Source organism: Anaerocolumna sedimenticola (assembly GCF_009931695.1).
Taxonomy (GTDB): Bacteria; Bacillota; Clostridia; order Lachnospirales; family Lachnospiraceae; genus Anaerocolumna; species Anaerocolumna sedimenticola.
In genome coordinates this window covers 1,110,001-1,129,336 of sequence record NZ_CP048000.1, presented here as the reverse complement: position 1 = coordinate 1,129,336, position 19,336 = coordinate 1,110,001, and the positions used below count along the sequence as shown (strand labels likewise).

Genomic DNA, 19,336 nt, shown 5'->3' with positions numbered 1-19,336 from the left:
AAAGCGATAACATGATATATAAAGTTAAATTTTAACCTAAATATTTCATGGTATCGCTTTTGATTTCCGTGAAAGCATAGTGAGAAATTTGTTTTAAAACATGAAAGAGTATGGCCTGCGGGATGAGCATCTTGGGAAAGGAAGTATATTGTTACCCAAAATCAGAAACTTTTTTGAAAATGCTGAAAATCAGGTTCTGTCTCCCAAAAACCGCCCCAGGTAAAACCTCTCTTGGTAAAAGCTTTGTAACATAAATCATCCTCATTTATGTAATAAGGGCAGTCCAAAGTGCGGTCTGCATATTTACTTCCCTCCTCGGGCAGTATAATGGTTCCCTCCTCCGTATACTGGATATAAGGGTTATATAAAGGATTAATATCAATCGCCAGCCCAAGTGCATGCTTGGATAAATGGTTGGATCCCGGCACTACACGGTAATTAAAGGAGGAAGTATTATTAGCAGCCATAGATGCATTATCGTCCGCCTCATATTCATCTACCAGTACCATCTGTTCAATGGGATATTTATTTTCATATAATTCGGTAAATATAGCAACGATATCGGAAGCAATCGCTTTATTAACAATTAACTCACCGATATGGGTTTTCTTATCAAAGCCATAATAGAGTACCCGTACATATCTTAATTCCTCAAAGGGAACGGTGCAGTCTTCTTTGTAGGATTTTCCCATGATTCTTTTCTTTATGTCATCTTTAATTTTTTCTGAGTAAAAACAGTTATTCATAAGGTTAGCTCCTAGTTCTTTTACCTCTATAACACTACCGGCAGATACTTTCCGCAGTGCTTCCTTAGTCTTTAACACGGTAATCGCCTCTTGACTTGTTTTATTAGCGGTATGGTTAATTTTATGAGATGTAGTTGATGTTGTTTTGGAGGGTTTATTCTCTTCATTTGCAGATATTGAATCTGCTGTTTCTTCTATGGTTTTTTCTTTCCCCGTTTTATCAGAGTTTAATCTGCCAGCATCAGAAATATCCGACTGTGAAGAGTTTTCATGGCTTTTTACATTATCAGAGGTTTCATGTATCTTGTTTGCATTCTGTTTAACAGAGAATTTATCTAATTTATGAATAACCTGACTCATAAATATTATAAGCAAGATAAGAATGGATAATATCAGGAGATTTAATTTTCTCTTCATAATCAGTAACCGTTACTTTAACCTTCCTCTATCACATGAATTTCTAAATAATCAAAATCAATTCGATCTATAAAATTATCCTGTGTAAATCTGGTTTTATCATGTTTCTTAAAATCTGCAATGGTGGAATCCAGCCAGATAGGTTTGGATAAATCATATGTGTAACAGATTTCATCCACTGCAGCAAATATTTTCTGAGTACGGTTTAAATTTTTATTGTCATTACAGACAACCATATCATGTAACATGCGGTTATCTTTAAATATTTTGGCCCATAATCGGAACATAACATTCTCCATTCATGAAAGGTCAGCATGCCATAATGGTGGCAGCTGTGAAAATAAGTATCATTTACAAGTTCCTATTATAGCATAACTATATGAAAGATGTATAGCGTTGGTATATTATTTCCCTTATAAAATTATAAAAAAAACTGTATATTTCCGGAACATTCTATTATAATTGTAATGTTTATAAAATAAATCTATTTCAAATTAATAGTTAGATTTAATATTAAATTAATAGAAACCATAGACTACATAGGATTAGGGAGGAATTCAGAATGATAGGTGTTTTAATTAATGGTGCAGCTGTTTTATTCGGTGGTTTTATCGGTTTGTTATTTAAAAAAGGCATTCCGGAAAGCATTGAAAAAAGCATGAATAAGGCGCTTGGACTTGTTGTTATTATTATTGGTATCAATGGAGTCATATCGAATATGTTCCGTACCCAGGCTGACGGATCCCTGCTCTCATCCGGAGAACTCTTATTGGTAATCAGTTTTACCATAGGTACATTGGCCGGGGAGATATTAAAGCTGGATGATAAAATAAATGCTTTCAGTGGTAAAATTGAACATAAATTTAAAATCCAGGGATTTACGGCCGGTTTTATCACCGCCTCCAGTATATGCTGTATAGGAGCCATGGGGATTATCGGTTCTTTAACCAGTGGATTGACAGGCGATAACAGCATTTTAATTACTAAGAGTATATTAGACTTGGTAATTACTATCGTTTTAGCTGCCAGTTTAGGGTTTGGTGTTATGTTTTCCTGTATACCCCTGGTTATTTATCAGGGCAGTATATGCTTATTTGCAGGTTTTTTAAGTAATATTTTAGTTGGTGAACTGCTTACCCAGGTTTGTATGGTTGGTTTTACTTTGATAATATGCGTTGGTCTGAATCTAATGACCGATATTAAATTTAAAACAGTTAATATGCTGCCTTCCCTTTTGATACCTGTTATTTATTATGGAATCAGAATGCTTTTTTAATTCTAGCATAATTTATTTGCCAATCGGAAAAAATAATGGTAAATTAGGCAATTGCGAAACTATATAGTTTTCTGAAGATACCATACAATTGATACGAATTTCAGAGCTTCAGTTGCCCTATGGGCAAAATTCAGCTCTTAAATTGTATTAATTGCATGGTATATAGATACAATATGTGAGTTTCGCAATTATCTAAATAATGGCAAATAAATGAAAGGAGAAAAAGTAATGATTGGATTCCAGCCACAAGAAACGGATATAGAGTATAATAATTCTATGAAATCAGATGCAGATACAAAACCGGGGGAGAAAGAAGTACCTGCGCCTAAGCCGGGTATCGAGATACCTTCTCCCAACCCTTCTTCCGTACCGAGTCCTCAGCCTGATACCATAGAAAACAGCCCGAAACCTGAAATACAGCCAATACCGGCAGAAAACCCCACTCCCAGCACAGTACCGGAAATTTCTCCAATTCAGCCGGTGGAATTCTCATAGATTAGAAATTTTAGATAGGATATTAATGAAGCCCGAATAATTCTTTGAATACAATTCGGGTTTCTTTTTTTATATAATGTAAAGACTGAGGGTAAAAGTCCAATTTAGTGTTAGGAAACGAAGTGCTATAAAGTATTATGCAATAATAAGTATACTGGATTAAGAATACTGGATTTATACAAATGAAGGGTTCCGTCTATTTAACTGCACCAACCCCGTACATGGGGAATCCCTTGCATTTCCTGCAAAGATATTATAGAATTATCTTAATAACGGATATATAAAATAATTAATTAGTTTCGCAATTACCTACTAACTTTTAAAATCGAAAGGAGGAGAGTTGTTATGGAAGGACAGGAACGCCGGGATAAAATAATAGAGTTGCTGCATTCTGCCAAAGAGCCTATCTCCGGAACTGAACTAGCGAAAAAGCTGGGTGTCAGCAGGCAGGTTATTGTACAGGACATAGCCTTACTGCGGGCAGTAAATAAGAATATACTATCCACTACAAAGGGATATATGATATATCTGCAGGAAAAGCAGAAAGTGAACCGCTGTTTTATGGTTAAACATACTACCGAGGAGATAGAAGATGAATTATGTACCATAGTGGATAATGGCGGAAAAGTATTAAATGTTATCGTTGCCCATGATCTTTATGGAGAAATAGCTGCGGATTTAATTATAAAGAACCGTCAGGATGTATATGATTTTGTAAAAAAGGTAAAATTTAAAAATACGGTTCCGTTAAAAGAATTGACAGATGGAGTACATTTGCATACGGTGGAAGCAGACTCGGAAGAAATCTTAGATCATATTGAAGCAGCATTAAGAGAGAAAAAGTATTTATCGGAACCTTGAGGGATAAGATAAATCTTTTGACAATCTGCCGTGATATTGGTAAAATAATAACGAAAGTAAGATAGACAAAGCTGTTATTATTGCGGCTTATGTTAATAAGAGGAAGTGCAAGCATGTCATATACTGCTCTTTATAGAAAATTCCGGCCGGGTGATTTTAATGATGTAAAAGGTCAGGATCATATCGTAACCACCTTAAAAAATCAGGTGAAGGCGGACAGGATAGGCCATGCCTATTTATTTTGCGGAACCAGGGGTACGGGTAAGACTACAATTGCCAAGATATTAGGTAAAGCGGTAAATTGCGAGCATCCGGTGGATGGTAACCCCTGTAACCAATGCTCCATATGCAGATCCATAAATAACCAGACTTCAATGAATGTGATTGAAATAGATGCTGCTTCCAATAACGGTGTGGATAACATCCGTGAAATTATAGATGAAGTAAGGTATTCTCCCACCGAGGGGAAATATAAGGTATACATTATTGACGAGGTTCATATGCTTTCGGCAGGAGCTTTTAATGCCCTTTTAAAAACTCTGGAAGAACCACCTTCTTATGTAATCTTTATACTGGCGACAACGGAGGCACATAAAATCCCCATTACGATTCTTTCCAGGTGCCAGCGGTATGATTTTAAAAGAATTACCATAGACACCATAGCAGTCAGATTAACCGATTTAATACAGCGGGAGGGTGTTGAAGCCGAGGAAAAAGCAGTCAGGTATATCGCCAGAATGGGTGATGGTTCCATGCGTGATGCCCTGAGCCTTTTGGATCAATGTATCGCTTTTTATTTCGGGCAGAAGTTAACCTTTGATAATGTTTTGGAAGTCTTGGGAGCAGTGGATATTGAAATATTTGCCAGACTACTTGCTATCATACGAAAAGGTGATGTGACCGGTGCCATGGTTCTGTTGGAAGAACTTATAATAAAAGGTAAGGAATTAACCCAGTTTACGGTAGACTTTACCTGGTACTTACGAAATCTTCTTTTAGTAAAAACATCGGATGAGGCAAATGAGATTATTGAAGTATCAACAGATAATCTGGTTATTTTAAAGCAGCAGGCAGAAGAGTTTGATATGGAAACCTTAATACGGTATATCCGGATATTTTCAGATTTATCCAATCAGATTAAATATGCATCCCAGAAAAGAGTTATGGTTGAGGTGGCACTGATTAAATTATGTAAACCTCAGATGGAAACAAATTATGAAGATATTATTAATCGACTTAAGATAATTGAGGGCAAATTAGAAAACGGAACAATAATGGCCCCACCGGTTGAGAGAGACATAAGCAAACCGGTAAAGCAGGAGAGGGAGGAAAAGGTACCGCAGGTACTGACTAAGGCTATTTCAGAAGACTTAAAGGAAGTAGCGAAAAATTGGCATAATATTGTTGCAGGTACATCCCTTTTGACAAAAGCCTCTTTAATGAATGCAAAACCGAGTATCGGAAATAATGATACTCTTCTGCTGGTATTTACCGAATCCATGGATAAAGAACTGATATCACAGGAAAGTCATATGGAAGAACTAAAAGATGCCATAGCTAAAGTTATTAATAAAGAAGTAGAAGTACAGACAAAGCTGTTAACCGTGGGAAAAGAATCTATGGAAGACATCCCGGATTTAACTAAATTAATAAAAAATATAACGATTGAATATGAGGATTAATAATCGGAAGGAGAATAAACATGGCAAAACGTGGTGGATTTCCGGGAGGAGCTATGCCCGGCAATATGAATAATTTAATGAAACAGGCTCAGAGAATGCAAAAGCAGATGGAAGAGAAAACCAAAGAAATAGAAGAAAAAGAGTGGGAAGCTTCTGTTGGAGGCGGTGCTGTTACGGTTAAAGTTTCCGGTAAAAAAGAGATAACCTCTGTCACTCTTTCCAAAGACGTAGTAGATCCGGATGATATTGAGATGCTTCAGGATCTTATTATGGCAGCAGTCAATGAAGCATTCCGTAAAATGGAGGATGAATCTCAGGCGGCTATGAGTTCAATCACCGGAGGCCTTGGTGGTTTAGGAGGATTTCCTTTCTAATGAACTATTACAGCAGTCAGATCAGCAAATTAATTGAAGAGTTATCCAGGCTGCCGGGGATTGGAGCTAAGACTGCGCAAAGACTGGCATTTCATATAATTAACATGCCACAGGATCAGGTAAATAACTTATCCCAGGCGATAACGGCAGCAAAGCAAAATGTCAGATACTGTTCCAATTGTTATACCCTGACGGATAGTGAGTTATGTCCTATCTGTTCCAGTGAAAAACGAAATCAACATATCATTATGGTAGTTGAAAATCCAAGAGATTTAGCGGCCTATGAAAAGACCGGTAAGTTTGATGGGGTATATCATGTACTTCATGGAGCGATATCACCGATGTTAGGTATTGGTCCGGATGATATTAAATTAAAGGAATTAATACAACGTCTGCAAGGGGATGTTGAGGAAGTTATTATAGCAACGAATTCCAGCCTGGAAGGTGAAACTACCGCTATGTATATCAGTAAACTGATTAAGCCTACCGGAATTAAGGTCAGCCGTATTGCAAGCGGTGTACCGGTTGGGGGAGATTTGGAGTACATTGATGAAGTGACATTACTTCGTGCGCTGGAAGGACGAGTGGAATTATAAGATACCCTTTCCGATTCAATATATGGGAGATGTGAATGGAAGTAAGAGTATGCAAGAACTGCAAAAGGTTATTCCAATATATTTATGGACCGGAGTTATGCCCGGAATGCACGAAACTGGTGTCCAAAGAAAAAGCAGAACCGGTTAATAAAAGCCTGACTTCAGCTTTAAGGCCTATGGTGAAAGAGGAAGAAGAGAAATTTGAACAGGTTAAGGATTATATCATGGCACATCCGAAAGCAACCATTGTACAAATAGCGGAAGCCAATGAAATAACACCAACAAAGCTGTTTGAGTGGATTCGGGAAGACAGGCTGGAATTTTCAGAGGAATCCAAATATGCCTGGTTTGTGTGTGAAAAGTGCGGGACTAAAATAAAAAGCGGAAGATTCTGCAATCATTGTAAAGGCAGATAAATTCTAAATAATACAAACATAAAGAACACCTGAACATGAGACCATGGTAAAATGGGGAAAATCCCATTTACCATGGTTTTATATTTCCGCGAAAGCAAAGTGATGTTTTTAATAGGAGTAAGGAGGTTTTATGAAATTTAAAGTATTCGGTGATAGGAAGAGGCCCGTAGTTATACTGCTCCATGGGGGTGGTTTATCCTGGTGGTCATATCAAAAAATAATTGATAAATTACAAGACAATTATTATATAGTTACCCCCATTATAGACGGTCACGGGGAAGATGGAGTTACGACCTTTATAAGTATTCAGGATTCAGCCGGGAAACTAATTGCATATATAGATAAGGAATTTCACGGAAAAGTATTTTTACTTGGAGGATTGTCAATCGGAGCTCAAATAGTAACGGAGGTTCTATCCATACGTAAAGATATAAGTTCTTTTGGAATCATTGAAAGTGCCCTGCTGTATCCTATAAAAGGTACTAAATTACTTACTGTGCCAAGCTATAAATTATTTTATGGGTTAATCAGGGAAAAATGGTTTTCAAAATTGCAGGCAAAGACTTTATCCGTACCGGAGGATATGTCCCCGACGTATTATGAAGACAGTTTGAAAATAACAAAAGAATCTTTAATAAATATTACTTTGAGCAACGGAGACTATATTTTAAAAGATTCTATTAAAGACAATACAGCAAAGATTTTGATTATAGTCGGAGAAAAGGAATTAAAGATTATGAAAAAATCAGCGGCTTATCTTCATAAACTTATTCCAAGTAGTAAGTTTTATCTTGCAGAAGGCTGTTCTCATGGGGAACTCAGCCTGAAATATTATGAAAAATATCTAAATCTAATTAAGAATTTTATAGAATGTACTTACAAGGATTGATACTTAAAGGAGATATCATGATAAAACTAAGAAATATGGCAACAGCCTATTTAATGAACAGAAACGAGTTTTTATTAATGAAGCGGGCAGCCGGCAGAAATCTGGCGCCAGGTTTATGGGCAGGTGTGGGCGGTCACCTGGAACCGGAAGAATTAAATAGTCCCAAGGAGGCTTGTCTCCGGGAAATATATGAGGAAACAGGAATAACACAGGAATAATATATGGAGTTTGAAGATAAAATCGAAGATGTATTGGTGGGTACTGTAAGTGCAGATGAAGATAACCCGGTTATGAACTGGTGTCTTTTACAGGATTGGGAGATAAGTTTAGAGGAGTAGGTCTGCTGTAAAAAAATTTATATTATCTACGGGAGAGTATATTTTATAAATGTAAGTTGAGATTATTTTATTTTTACAACAGGCCCGTTATGAAAAGGTATTTATATAAACAAGGGAGAGGGACTTCCTTGATTGATGACATTATATAGCGTGAATGTGTAGAAAATATGTTAGAAGTTTGAAAAAAGTGTGAACATTGACTTCATATATTTAACATATCAGTTAATAATTGCCATATTTTCCGTTATAAGTACTTAGAAACGGACAAAAAAATTTTTTTATTTATTAATCCTTGCATAATAATATAAAGTAATGTAATATATAATTTGTAATTCGACAAAAAACGAATTTTTTTTTATTTCTTTTATAGAAAGCATTACTAAAAAGGGCAAACTTCTCGAAAGATAAGGACGCAAAGCCAAGGGCCTAAGTTAACGAACATGGCAGCCGGTTGCAAAATATGGTATAAAACCCTTTTTTTTCTGTTGCTTATGAAAAAGGGTTTTTTTAATTTCCGTGAAAGCAAAGTGAGAATTAGCAAGCTGGCTTGCAATAATTCGAATGCGTATGCGAACCAGAGAAACTCGCAAAGCGTGTTTCTTCCGGTTATAGGGATGTTCTCCGAACGTTCCTATAAAATTAAAGCCCTCCGGGGGAGGCGCAAAAGGATAATAACCTTTTTGTGGAAATCACTGGCGTGATTGCATTTGGCGCACAAAACGCTCAAGCATTTCACTCGTTAGGGACTTAGGGAGTTGGTGCGGACATGTCCGCTTTACTCTGTTGTTTTATGACAATACATAAATAGAAAAAAGAATCGGAGGAATTATTTTCGAAATGAAAAGCATTAAAACAAAATTAATACTCAATTTTTCGGTATTGATTTTATTGGTTTCTATTCTATTGGGAATTATCTCAGTTGAAAGTTCCAGTAAATCTTTAACTGGGGAAGGAGAAAGAGCACTGGCCTCCTTATCAGCGGAAGATGCTAAGTTAACAGAAAGCAGAGTAGATATTCTAAAACGTACTTTAGAGATAATTGCCCTTAATGAAGTCATTCAAAGTATGGATTGGACTAATCAGGAGAGTTTATTAAAATCTATGGTGAGTTCTACCGATTTTCTTGCCATTGCCATTGTAGGGATGGATGGTACTGCTAAATATACGGATGGAACTACCAGCGATCTGGCTGACAGAGATTATATCCAAAAAGCCCTTCAAGGTGAAACAGCAGTATCGGACGTATTAATAAGCAAGGTAACAAATGAGCCGGTTATAATGATAGCAGCCCCAATCCGCAAAAATAATCAGGTGGTGGGAGCAATAATCGGAAGAAGGGATGGCAATTCACTAAGTGAACTCGTATCTGATACGGGGTATGGTAAAAATGGTTATGGTTATCTTATAAACAGTAAGGGAACAGTAATCGCACATCCGGAGAAAGATAAAGTTTTAAATCAATTTAATCCTATCGAGGAATCCAAAAAGGATGCAAGCCTATCCTCCCTTTCCAGGTTATTTCAGATGATAGTCAATAAAAAAGATGGTGTTGATTTATATTCTTATCAGGGAAAAGATTTGTATGCAGGTTATTCAGCAATTAAAGGAACCGATTGGATTTTTGTTATAACAGCGGATAAAGGTGAAGTATTATCTGCAATTCCTGTATTGCGTAATACTATCATCATTATAGCTTTCCTCATATTTATACTTTGCATTATTATAGTTTATATTATGGGAAATACCATTACCAAGCCAATTATTAATACGGTCAGACATGCTGAAAAAATAGCAGCTTTGGATATAACTGAAAACATTAATAAGAGGTATCTGGATAAGAAAGATGAAATAGGAGTTCTGTCCAAGGCATTACAAGGTATAACAGACAGCTTAAGAGGTATTATCGGTGACATTAATAATTCCTCGGAACAGTTGGCTGCCGCTTCCGAAGAATTAACAGCAACCACGGAACAATCGGCTATGGCATCTGAGGAAGTATCAGCAACCGTAGAAGAAATTGCAAGGGGAGCAATGGATCAGGCGAAACATACCGAAGAAGGCTCCATGAAAGCCGATTCACTGGGAGAAGCAATCGAAAAGGATCAGAATTATTTAGCAGGATTAAATGATGCAACACAAAAAGTTGTGGAAGTTCTTCAGGAAGGATTAAAAGAGATAGATTTCCTTATCAAGAAAACAGAAGAAAATAATAAGGCATCAAGTGATATTAAGGAAGTTATTTTAAAAACAAACGAAAGTTCTAATAAAATTGGACAGGCAAGCAATGTAATTTCCTCTATTGCCGAACAGACAAACCTTTTAGCTTTAAATGCGGCAATAGAAGCAGCAAGAGCAGGGGAAGCAGGCAAAGGGTTTGCTGTTGTGGCAGAAGAAATCCGAAGCCTGGCGGAACAATCCACTGCTTCCACGAAAGAAATTGATGAAATGGTTAAGGAATTGCAAAGCAATTCTCAGAATGCTGTCCATACAATGGAAGAAATTTCATCCGTTATCAAAGAACAGACAGATAGTGTAGAGATCAATAAAAAGAAATATATGGAGATTGCCGAAGCAATTAAAAATGCGAAAGAAGCAGTTGAGAAATTAAATGTATCCGGGCAGGAAATGGAGAAAATGAAAAATGAAATCCTGGATACCTTGCAGAACCTATCTGCGATTGCAGAGGAAAATTCCGCTTCTACGGAGCAGGTAACATCTTCTCTGGAAGAGGAGACCGCATCGGTTGAAGAGATAGCAAAAGCAAGTGAAGGGTTAGCTGCAATGGCTCAGGACCTTCAGGTAATCATAAATAGATTTAAATTCTAGATAATAACATTCGTATTAAATTGCTTTATATAAATAGCTGGGGAGCTTAATATATATTAAAACAGGACTAAAGAGAATGTACTTTATTCTTTAGCCCTGTTTTTGTGTTAATCAAATAGGAGCATTATTGGAATATCCATTGACCTTTCCTGTCATATCTAGTAAAATCGATTATAGAGATATTTTGTAAAAAACAGTTGATAAACATATTACCTATTAACTAATACATAGGAGGAAAGGTATATGGAAAGTAATATATTATCCGGTGGATTAGATGATGTAAACAGATTAAAGGACATATTGTCCGAGTTAAATGATTACATGGATAGTAATGATGCCTTGGCATCGGAAGAATCCCGTTTGGAAAAAACCATTAAAAATAAAGAAAAAGCAATAACTGAAGAAATTGCAAGTACTACAAAAAAACGAAAAGATGAAATTGAAGCGACTTACGACGATCAGCTTGAAAAAACACGTTTAAGAGCGAAAAAAATCCGTAATAAAAAAGAAAAATCAAAAAGTGCGAAAATCTCTGAACGTATTGAAACAGAGACGTCTCAGCTTAAAGAAGAGTACAGGCAGATGGTATTAGAAACGAAAGCCATACTAAAGCAAAAGAAAGTGCCTGCTTTTTGTAATACCAAGTTATTTTATGCTTTATTTCTTCCAACAGGTATGGGGGATATGGCAATCATCTTACTGTCCTTAATTATAATTCTGCTGATCATTCCCTGTTTCTTTTACTTTTATGTAATTCCGGATGAAAAAATGATTTATTTGATTTTAATTTATTTTATTACCGTAATATTTTTCGGCGGCTCCTATATGCTTATTGATAATAATGTCAAAGATAAGCATATGCAGACGATTAAACGGATTTATAATATACGTTTACAAATCGGTGAAAATAAGAAAAAAAGAGAGAAAATCAGAAAGAGAATTTTAAAGGATAAGGATGAAAGCCAATATGGACTGGATAATTTTAACCAGGAATTATCCGAACTGGATTATGAGTTGAAATCAATAATGGAGCAAAAGAAAGAAGCTCTGAATACCTTTGAAAATAATACCCGTTTGGTTATCGGAGATGAAATTAGAGCCAGAAGTCAGGAAGAATTAAATTCTTTGAAGAAAGAATATGGTGAAGTATATGTTAAAATAAAAGATACGGAAGAAAAGATTAAAGTGTTATCCATGGAAATAGCTAATAAATATGAAGCCTATCTGGGTAAAGAATTTATGTCCGTAGACAAATTAAATATATTATCTGATATTATAATTGAGAATGATTTAAAAACGATTTCGGAAGCGCTTGGTTATTATAAAGAGGGAAATTATTAAAAATAAGCCTGTCTAGGTAAGATTTAAAACTTAACCTACACAGGCTTTTCCTCAATCCGCAGCTAATTTATAAAAGCAGTAATTAATACCGGTGCATATATAATCTGCTAAAATCATTACTACATTTAGCCGTGTAGTCTGAAGCAGCATATGGTCTAACATTCCTGAAAAATTTACAATACCTGTGATAAAGATATCTCCCACCGGCGGTAGAGCTTTATCAACTCCGGCACCTGGTAATAAAGGGCCCTCCCCCAGAGTAATATAACCGATATGGCCGGATTTGCCTAAAGAGGCATCTATTGCAATTACAAAAGCATTTTGATGATGTGCATAAATGTAATTCATGGTTTCTCCGAGATTTTTAGCATGCACAGGCTGCTCCAATGTTCCGTATAATATGATATTATGAGGAAGTTTTGATAATTTATAACCAACAATAGGTCCAAGGCAGTCGCCGGTTGCCCTATCAGTTCCAATACATAAGAAAACTATTTGCTTTTTATTATAAATGTTTTTCTGTATCAATTCTTGTAAAGTCTTGCTAAAATCATACACAGAATAACGATCTTTCGTATTAAAATAATATAATTTCTTTTCAGCCTCTAACTCTCTATTCATTATAACCTCCTATTAATACTCGTACACTACAACCATATTCTGTAATAACAAAAGTATTACCTTAAAAAAGTAAAATAGTCAGATTATAGCAATATTTTGAAAGCCAAATTCCACCAAGAATAGTAATAAATCTCATCCGGTAATATTAAATACAGCAAAAAAATTGCAGAACCTGAAAATAAAAGGCGAATAAGAGAATATAAAATAAGTAAGATATCTAGGTTTGCTTTATTCTTTTGACATAATATTTATGACGGCTATGATACGATTAACAACAGTAATATTTATATCATTGTCTAAAATAGACTGTGGTTAGGAGGGAAAAAGTTATGGACAACTTAAACAGTAAGGGCGGAAATATAAATAACCAGCCAGAGCCTGTTAACACCATGCCCATTAAGATTCCTAAAAATGTTAGACAGGTAGGAAGTATGGGATCTCGTAATAAGGTGATTTATGTAGAAGATTATGTAATGACTTATATAAAGCAATTATCAGATAAAGAACATTCCGGCTGCAGAATTGCTGTTTTACTTGGATATTATATAAGAACGGAAGAAAGCAAAAATATATTCATCAAAGGTGCAATAGAAATGATGAATACGGACTTTGGTAATGGAATTGCCTTTTCTGACGAGGGTTGGACAAGTATATACGAAAATATAAAAAGATATTTCAGCGATGTGGAAATTGTAGGATGGTCTCTGATAGGTCCGGAATTTTTTATCGAAAGCGGAGAAAAAATTCGGAAAATTCATATGGAGAATTTCTCGGGATCAGATAAAGTCTTCCTCAAGATGGACAGTATGGAGAAGGAAGAAGCTTTTTATGTAAATGAAAATAATCAGTTGGTAAAATTAAATGGCTATTACATATATTATGAAAAAAATGAAGAAATGCAGAATTATATGGTGGAAAATAAGGAGGCTGTAAGTGAAGAAAAAAATTACACCGATCATACCACCAGAAAAATACGCAATGTAATTCAGGAAAAGAAAGAAATTAAAGATGATAGAAGTATTATTCGGCTGCTGTATGCTGCCAGTACTTTATTAGCAATCATTGTGTTAGTTATAGCCGCGACTATGTTAGATAATTATGATAAAATGAAGAGTATGGAAACAGCCCTCAATACCATATCCAAAAGTCTCAATATAGCTCAAAATGACGGTGATACCTTAGATGAGGCAGTAAATACAGAGACGGGTGAGCAGACCGGGGATAATACCCAGGTTGCAGATGGGAATAAAGAGAATTCCCAGGTTGCCGATGCCGATTCCCAAACCGGTGACAATGATAAGAACATAGTGGACAATCAACCAGGTAAAGGATCTGATGCAGAAGAGGAACAAGGCTCGGATAACGGACAGGAAACAACGGTTGAAACAATTGAGGGTAATGTAAACACCATAGAGGAGGATGACAATAAGCCGGCGGACGATGCGGATGGAGATAATATTCCGAACGGGGATAATTCCGAAAGTGATAATACAGGTAATAAAAAGGATACTGCAAAAGCCGATGACCAGAACGATAATTCTGCAAGTGCAGCGGATAATTCCAATTCTAATAAGGACGATAATGAAACCGTACAGACTTCGGCTCCGGTAAAATATTATATCGTACACGCAGGAGATACTCTTGCATCCATTAGTCATCAGCTTTATAATACATTCAGTTACATGGATGAGATTAAAAAATTAAATGGAATAGAAGATGAAAATAAAATTTATGAGGGTCAGAAATTAATCGTACCTTAGTCTTAGTTAGGACATAAAATACGGATCAGGTAGTATTTCCTATTTATATGTTTGTTTCATAATATATTAGAAGCTGTCGAATTGAGCCTGGTTACCTAAGCTCAGGTTGACAGCTTTCCTAATTTCCGCAAAAGCAAAGTGAGAATTAGCAAGCTTGCTTGCAATAATTCGAACGCACACGTGAACCGAAGAAATTCGCAAAGCGTGTTTCTTCTGGTTTAAAAATATAAAAAAGTTAGTGTCAATATGAGGCAAATAAGGTATAATTAACATACATGTACAAAAAGAGTTTAATAAAGATAAAAGGAAGCAAAAAGGAGAAATCATGGCGATAGAATTAGAAAAACGGGATTTAAGAAGCTATGAACTAAGAAAACGTAAACATAAACAAATAGTAACCATAATAACGATAGTCTCAGTAATTGCTGGTATCGGTTTTATTATATTTGCAGCAAATTTAATTTTACATAAAAATTATACAAGTTACCAGGTCATCCATAAAACGAAAAGGAGTGACAGCAGTTCAGCTAAATATGACAGCTATGGAACAGGGGTACTCCGTTACAGCAGGGATGGGGCCATGGCTATGGACGGAGCAGGTAATCTCCTTTGGAATGGTACATTTGAAATGAAAGATCCCATTGCAGATGTCTGTGATAAATATGTGGTCATTAGCGACCGGGGTTATAAATCTCTGGAGGTATTTAATGGAGAAGGGGGAATGACCACAATTAATGTACCAGATCCCATAATTAAAAGTGAAATAGCCAATCAGGGAGTGGTTGCGGTATTAATGGATGGAGATGATGTAAATTACATAAAAATTTACAGTGAAGATGGGGAAGAACTGGTAAGTACCAGAACGATTAATGAGAAAGACGGATTCCCCATTGACCTTTCCTTATCAAATGACGGAAGAAAACTGGTTACCAGTTATTTATCCATAAGCAGCGGCAAAGTACAAAATAAAGTTACCTTTTATAATTTTGGCGGGGTAGGTCAAAACTATGTTGATAATGTGGTAGGTGGTTTTGATTATGGACAGACAATTATACCCAATATTGAATTTATCAATAATAACACAGTATGTACCTTTGGCGATGACCGATTTAGCCTGTATTCCATGAACCAGACACCAAAAGTTGTATATGAAGAAACCTTTAAGTCGGAAATCAAAAGTATATTCCATAGTGATAAATACGTAGGATTTGTATTGGATAATGGTGATAAAGAAGATAAATACCTTATTCTCCTATATGATTTAAAAGGTAATGTAATACTTGATAAGGCTATTAATTATAATTATGACAATATCTATGTATCCGGAGATGAAGTCATTCTTTATTCCAATTTAGAATGGACTATTTTACATAACGACGGAGAGGAGAAATTCCATTATACCTTTGACAGCGATATTTCCTATATTCTGCCGGTCAATAATATTGATAGCTACATAATTATCGATAATCAGTATATAGAAGAAGTAAAACTAAGTGAAGCTAAGAAATAATAATTATTTTGGGTCACCTTTACATAAGAAAATTCCTTAATTGACAATATAAATAAAACTCTATAAAACAGGAGGATATCATGAATTGGTTGGTGATATTGGTATTGGTAGTTTTAGCCGGGTATGCATTAAACGGGCGGCGAGTAGGATTTATCCGGACTGTATTTACTCTATTTTCAACAATAATAGCACTTATAGTAACAAGTTGGGTCAGCCCGGCTATTAGTAAAGAACTTCAGAAAAATGATAAAGTTATGGGATTTGTTACCGAGAAAGTTTCAAAGGTGATTGAGTTTAAAGACATGGGTGAAAAAAAACCCGATCAGGTTAATTTCATTAATAAACTTCCACTTCCTAAGATAATGAAACATACTCTGATAGAAAATAATACAAAAGATGTTTATACTGCCATGGCAGTAAAGAATTTTAAAGGTTATATCATAAATTCCATAGCAAGAATTATTATAAATGCAGCCGTTTTCCTCCTTGTAGTACTTTTTATAACGATTGGACTGGCACTACTTTGTGAAACCTTGGATATAATCAGTAAACTACCCCTTATAAACGGTCTGAATAAGACGGCCGGATTACTGGCAGGACTTTTGCAAGGAATAATCGTAATATGGATAGGATGTATTTTTATAACTATATTGAGTAGTACAAAATGGGGAGAAGTTGTTTTTCAGCTGATAAATGAAAATACTTTCTTAAGTACTATTTATAATAATAATTTACTATTAAGCTTTATTATGAATTTGGGAAAGATTTTATTTTAACTATTTGAGACTTATGACACTTATATTAGAAAGATTAACCCGGCAAAGCCCAATTTTGTTTTTGGAATAAATAAAAGAGAATAGATTGATAGAAAAAATTGTGTAAAAAAGCAATGCCTGGAACATTGAATTTACTTTTCCAAAAGTGTATACTAAAACCAAGGTTGTTATAAGACATATTGAAAATACTATTAAGAGGGAGAAAAAAATGAATAATGTTTTACAGAGCATAAAAAAAATGGGTATCGTACCGGTAGTAAAACTGGACCGCGTGGAAGATGCCGAACCCTTGGCGAAGGCTCTATGTGAAGGCGGACTGCCTTGTGCCGAAGTAACTTTTCGAACAGATGCAGCAGAAGAAGCGATTCGTATTATGACTTCCAAATACCCGGACATGTTGGTGGGAGCAGGAACGGTACTTACAACGGAACAGGTAGATAAAGCAATAAACGCAGGTGCAACATTTATTGTAAGTCCCGGCTTAAATCCTAAAATCGTAAAATACTGTGTTTCCAAAGGAATACCAATCACACCAGGCTGTTCTAACCCCAGCGATATTGAGCAGGCAATCGAATTAGGACTTGAAGTTGTTAAGTTCTTTCCTGCCGAAGCAGCAGGCGGGTTAAATATGATTAAAGCAATGTCTGCACCATATGTTAATATGAAATTTATGCCTACCGGAGGTATTAACGAGAAAAATTTAATTACTTATCTGGATTTTCCTAAAATTATAGCATGCGGCGGAAGCTGGATGGTTAATGATGAAATGATCAAAGCCGGTGAATTTGATAAGATAAGTCAATTAACCAAAGAAGCGGTAACCAAAATGTTAGGGTTCGAATTATGTCATGTTGGTATCAATGCTTCTGACGAATCGGAAGCGGATCATATTGCTTCCTCCTTTGAGAAAATATTTGGTTTTACAAAGAACTCAGGTGTAAGTTCTGTTTTTGCCGGACTTGGAATTGAAGTAATGAAAGCACCTTATTTAGGAAAGAATGGACATATCGCCATCCAGACCAATTATATCGATAGAGCCATTTATCATCTGGAGCTGCAAGGTGTCACCTTTGATATGAATACTGTAAAATATGATAATAATGGTAACATGACTGCCATATATATAGCAGAAGAAATTGGCGGCTTTGGGGTACACCTGATTCAGAAGAAGTAAATATACGGCGGAAAATATCGCCTTTTATCAGAAGTTTGAGAAGCAACTTCTGTTATTTTATAAACGGTTATAGTTTAAATATTTGCCGTATTACATGGAGGATATATGAAGTTTTCAGAGGAAAAAAAAGAATTTGATGCGCTTGCTTTTGGAGAATTATTATTAAGATTATCATCTCCTTTAAACGAGAGAATGATATCCGGAGCCGTATTTGAAAAAAGGGCAGGCGGAGCAGAATTAAATGTTGTATCCGGGATTTCATTAATGGGATTGCATACCGGAATTATATCAAAGCTTCCCAAAAACGAATTAGGTACTTATATAAAAAACAATGTCCGCTTTTGCGGTGTAAGTGATGAATGGCTGGTTTATGATGAAAGTCCGGAAGCAAGACTGGGTATCTATTATTATGAACACGGAGTATTCCCTAGAAAACCTACCGTAGTATATGATAGAAAGAATGCATCAATAAACAGCATTAAGTTGGATGAGATTCCTGAGAGTATTTATCATACCACAAGGCTGTTCCATACCAGCGGTATATCTTTAGCACTTTCAGAGCAGACACGTAATACTGCAGAAACCTTAATCAGGAAATTTAAAGAAGCAGGTGCTTTCATATCTTTTGATGTGAATTTCAGGGCTAATTTGTGGACGGAAGCAGATGCGAAGAAATATATTGAACGTATATTGCCATACGTTGATATTTTATTTATATCAGAAGAAACCTCAAGGCGTACTTTTGGAAGAACCGGTGATTTAAAGGAAATCTTGAAATCATTTGCTAAAGAATATAATATAGGGGTTCTGGCTTCCACGGAGCGTAAAATTATCAGTCCGAAAAAGCATACCTTTGGTTCAACCATATATAATGCCGAAGAGGATAAATTCTACCGTGAAGAGCCGTATGAAAATATTGAGGTTATTGACCGAATCGGAAGCGGGGATGCTTATGTATCCGGTGTATTATTTGGTCTGCTTGCTTATGGTGATTGCCAGAAAGCTCTTGAATATGGTAATGCTGCATGTGCCGTTAAAAATACGGTATTAGGTGATTTACCCTCAACTGATATAAAGGAAATGGATAAGATTATAGAAAGCCATAAGGGAACCGGTTATCAGAGTGAAATGAATCGATAAGTTTATTGAAATTCAAGTAGAAAACTAGGAACATTTAATAGAGACAAGGGATAAATTAGTTATCCTTTGTCTTTTTTATTTCCGCAAAAGCTAAGTGA

19 protein-coding genes and 1 riboswitch are annotated in these 19,336 nt (G+C 35.6%); of the genes, 16 read left to right on the top strand and 3 right to left on the bottom strand.

Annotation, left to right across the window (positions count from 1 at the left end; all coding sequences use genetic code 11):
• Positions 1-161: 161 nt before the first annotated feature.
• A complete protein-coding gene (locus Ana3638_RS24910; RefSeq protein ID WP_246240803.1) occupies positions 162-1,163 on the bottom strand; it encodes a M15 family metallopeptidase in 1,002 nt (333 codons plus the stop codon).
• Between the two features lie 17 nt (positions 1,164-1,180).
• The gene (locus Ana3638_RS05035) at positions 1,181-1,450 is read right to left on the bottom strand and encodes a hypothetical protein (protein ID WP_161837056.1); all 270 of its coding nucleotides are present in this window, start codon (positions 1,448-1,450) and stop codon (positions 1,181-1,183) included.
• A gap of 275 nt (positions 1,451-1,725) precedes the next feature.
• On the opposite strand from Ana3638_RS05035, the gene Ana3638_RS05030 reads away from it, so the two are divergent.
• The 11 genes from Ana3638_RS05030 (at position 1,726) to Ana3638_RS04980 (ending at position 12,257) form a co-directional block, all read left to right on the top strand.
• Positions 1,726-2,439 (top strand): DUF554 domain-containing protein, encoded by a 714-nt coding sequence (locus Ana3638_RS05030; RefSeq protein WP_161837055.1) that lies wholly within the window; start codon positions 1,726-1,728, stop codon positions 2,437-2,439.
• Between the two features lie 228 nt (positions 2,440-2,667).
• Entirely contained in the window at positions 2,668-2,934 is a 267-nt protein-coding gene (locus Ana3638_RS05025; RefSeq protein ID WP_161837054.1) for a hypothetical protein, read from the top strand.
• Between the two features lie 345 nt (positions 2,935-3,279).
• Positions 3,280-3,795 carry a transcription repressor NadR gene (locus Ana3638_RS05020; RefSeq protein WP_161837053.1) on the top strand — a complete coding sequence of 172 codons (516 nt, stop codon included), beginning with the start codon at positions 3,280-3,282 and terminating at the stop codon, positions 3,793-3,795.
• Between the two features lie 113 nt (positions 3,796-3,908).
• A complete protein-coding gene (gene dnaX, locus Ana3638_RS05015) occupies positions 3,909-5,477 on the top strand; it encodes a DNA polymerase III subunit gamma/tau (RefSeq protein ID WP_161837052.1) in 1,569 nt (522 codons plus the stop codon).
• A 20-nt stretch (positions 5,478-5,497) separates the two neighbouring features.
• Complete coding sequence (locus Ana3638_RS05010) at positions 5,498-5,851, top strand: YbaB/EbfC family nucleoid-associated protein (RefSeq protein ID WP_161837051.1); 354 nt, start codon at positions 5,498-5,500, stop codon at positions 5,849-5,851.
• Entirely contained in the window at positions 5,851-6,447 is a 597-nt protein-coding gene (recR, locus tag Ana3638_RS05005; protein WP_161837050.1) for a recombination mediator RecR, read from the top strand. The genes Ana3638_RS05010 and recR overlap by 1 nt, the downstream gene beginning before the upstream one ends.
• Positions 6,448-6,482: 35 nt before the next feature.
• Positions 6,483-6,863 carry a flagellar protein gene (locus tag Ana3638_RS05000; RefSeq protein ID WP_161837049.1) on the top strand — a complete coding sequence of 127 codons (381 nt, stop codon included), beginning with the start codon at positions 6,483-6,485 and terminating at the stop codon, positions 6,861-6,863.
• A 130-nt stretch (positions 6,864-6,993) separates the two neighbouring features.
• The gene (locus Ana3638_RS04995) at positions 6,994-7,752 is read left to right on the top strand and encodes an alpha/beta fold hydrolase (RefSeq protein ID WP_161837048.1); all 759 of its coding nucleotides are present in this window, start codon (positions 6,994-6,996) and stop codon (positions 7,750-7,752) included.
• Positions 7,753-7,769: 17 nt separating this feature from the next.
• Positions 7,770-7,970 (top strand): NUDIX domain-containing protein, encoded by a 201-nt coding sequence (locus Ana3638_RS04990; protein ID WP_161837047.1) that lies wholly within the window; start codon positions 7,770-7,772, stop codon positions 7,968-7,970.
• Between the two features lie 497 nt (positions 7,971-8,467).
• Positions 8,468-8,549: riboswitch (cyclic di-GMP riboswitch) on the top strand.
• A gap of 378 nt (positions 8,550-8,927) precedes the next feature.
• Positions 8,928-10,916: a methyl-accepting chemotaxis protein gene (locus Ana3638_RS04985; RefSeq protein ID WP_161837046.1), complete on the top strand. Its 1,989-nt coding sequence runs from the start codon at positions 8,928-8,930 to the stop codon at positions 10,914-10,916.
• Between the two features lie 243 nt (positions 10,917-11,159).
• Positions 11,160-12,257 carry a hypothetical protein gene (locus tag Ana3638_RS04980; RefSeq protein WP_161837045.1) on the top strand — a complete coding sequence of 366 codons (1,098 nt, stop codon included), beginning with the start codon at positions 11,160-11,162 and terminating at the stop codon, positions 12,255-12,257.
• Positions 12,258-12,308: 51 nt separating this feature from the next.
• Here Ana3638_RS04980 and yyaC read toward each other — a convergent pair whose 3' ends face one another.
• On the bottom strand, positions 12,309-12,878 hold the full coding sequence (yyaC, locus tag Ana3638_RS04975) for a spore protease YyaC (protein WP_161837044.1): 570 nt from the start codon (positions 12,876-12,878) through the stop codon (positions 12,309-12,311).
• A 329-nt stretch (positions 12,879-13,207) separates the two neighbouring features.
• Between yyaC and Ana3638_RS04970 the strand changes: the two genes are divergently transcribed.
• The 5 genes from Ana3638_RS04970 (at position 13,208) to Ana3638_RS04950 (ending at position 19,238) form a co-directional block, all read left to right on the top strand.
• Positions 13,208-14,638 (top strand): LysM peptidoglycan-binding domain-containing protein, encoded by a 1,431-nt coding sequence (locus tag Ana3638_RS04970; RefSeq protein WP_161837043.1) that lies wholly within the window; start codon positions 13,208-13,210, stop codon positions 14,636-14,638.
• A gap of 325 nt (positions 14,639-14,963) precedes the next feature.
• Entirely contained in the window at positions 14,964-16,148 is a 1,185-nt protein-coding gene (locus Ana3638_RS04965) for a DUF5711 family protein (protein ID WP_161837042.1), read from the top strand.
• A gap of 80 nt (positions 16,149-16,228) precedes the next feature.
• Positions 16,229-16,924 carry a CvpA family protein gene (locus tag Ana3638_RS04960; protein ID WP_161837041.1) on the top strand — a complete coding sequence of 232 codons (696 nt, stop codon included), beginning with the start codon at positions 16,229-16,231 and terminating at the stop codon, positions 16,922-16,924.
• 208 nt (positions 16,925-17,132) lie between these two features.
• Positions 17,133-18,098 (top strand): bifunctional 4-hydroxy-2-oxoglutarate aldolase/2-dehydro-3-deoxy-phosphogluconate aldolase, encoded by a 966-nt coding sequence (locus Ana3638_RS04955; RefSeq protein WP_161837040.1) that lies wholly within the window; start codon positions 17,133-17,135, stop codon positions 18,096-18,098.
• Positions 18,099-18,203: 105 nt separating this feature from the next.
• Complete coding sequence (locus Ana3638_RS04950) at positions 18,204-19,238, top strand: sugar kinase (RefSeq protein ID WP_161837039.1); 1,035 nt, start codon at positions 18,204-18,206, stop codon at positions 19,236-19,238.
• Positions 19,239-19,336 lie beyond the last annotated feature (98 nt).